The following is a 956-nucleotide window of genomic DNA, read 5'->3' as shown; positions in this document are numbered from 1 at the left end:
CTTGAAACAAGGCGGACGGCGTCAACGGAAATCCCGACGCCTTCAAAGCCAGCCGTCTCGCCGCTTTCAGATAGGCCTGTTAATTTACCGCCAAAAAAGTTCATTTTTGGCGATCCTAGAAAGCTCGCGACGAACTCATTTCCCGGATCGTTAAAGAGATCCATCGGTGCCCCGACCTGCATCACGACACCATCTTTTAGGACAACAATCTTGTCGGCAAGCGTCATCGCTTCGACCTGATCGTGGGTTACGTAGATGGTCGTGGCGCCAAGTTGATTATGCAGTTTCGCGATCTCAACTCGTGTGTCGTGGCGCAAGGCTGCGTCCAGATTCGAAAGTGGCTCATCGAACAAGAACACTTCTGGGTTACGCACGATTGCACGTCCAATGGCGACGCGCTGCCGTTGTCCCCCCGAAAGGGCCGCGGGACGTCGGTCAAGCAAATGTTCCATCTGTAGGATTTTTGCAGCTACTTCGACGCGCTCTTGTATCTCTGACTTGGGCAACCCCTGCAAAGATAAAGAAAACGCCATATTATGGAACACGGTCATATGTGGGTACAGCGCGTAGGATTGGAACACCATCGCGATCCCGCGCTCGGACGGGGGCAGGTCCATAACAGGTCGATCAGCGATGACGATCTCGCCCGAAGTCAATGTTTCAAGCCCCGCAATCAAGCGCAACAAGGTAGATTTTCCACAGCCGGAAGGGCCGACGAAAACGACAAATTCGCCCTTATTGATTTCCAGATCGACGTCCTTGATGACGTGAACCGGCCCGAAGGACTTATTTACATTTTTGAGTTCAACTTGAGCCATCTAAACCTCCTCAAAGGTTGCGGTAAGCGTATCGAAATCAAACGTGCAGCGCAGTGTCTGTTGATCACTTATTCGATCGAATTGAATCGAGTGTTCGCCGCCCGTGATTTCGGAAACTTTATTTGCATGCATCATCGC

General features: G+C 51.6%; 1 protein-coding gene. It reads right to left on the bottom strand.

Annotation, left to right across the window (positions count from 1 at the left end):
* Positions 1–818, bottom strand: an 818-nt coding sequence (locus AC1QQ2_RS14450) for an ABC transporter ATP-binding protein (protein ID WP_479713671.1), incomplete at its 3' end; no start/stop codon positions are given.
* Positions 819–956: the final 138 nt, after the last annotated feature.

This window comes from Aestuarium sp. (genome assembly GCF_023253315.1).
In the GTDB taxonomy this organism is placed as follows: Bacteria; Pseudomonadota; Alphaproteobacteria; order Rhodobacterales; family Rhodobacteraceae; genus Marivivens; species Marivivens donghaensis.
Note: the sequence above shows the minus strand (reverse complement) of the source record. Positions and strands in the feature narration are given on the sequence as shown.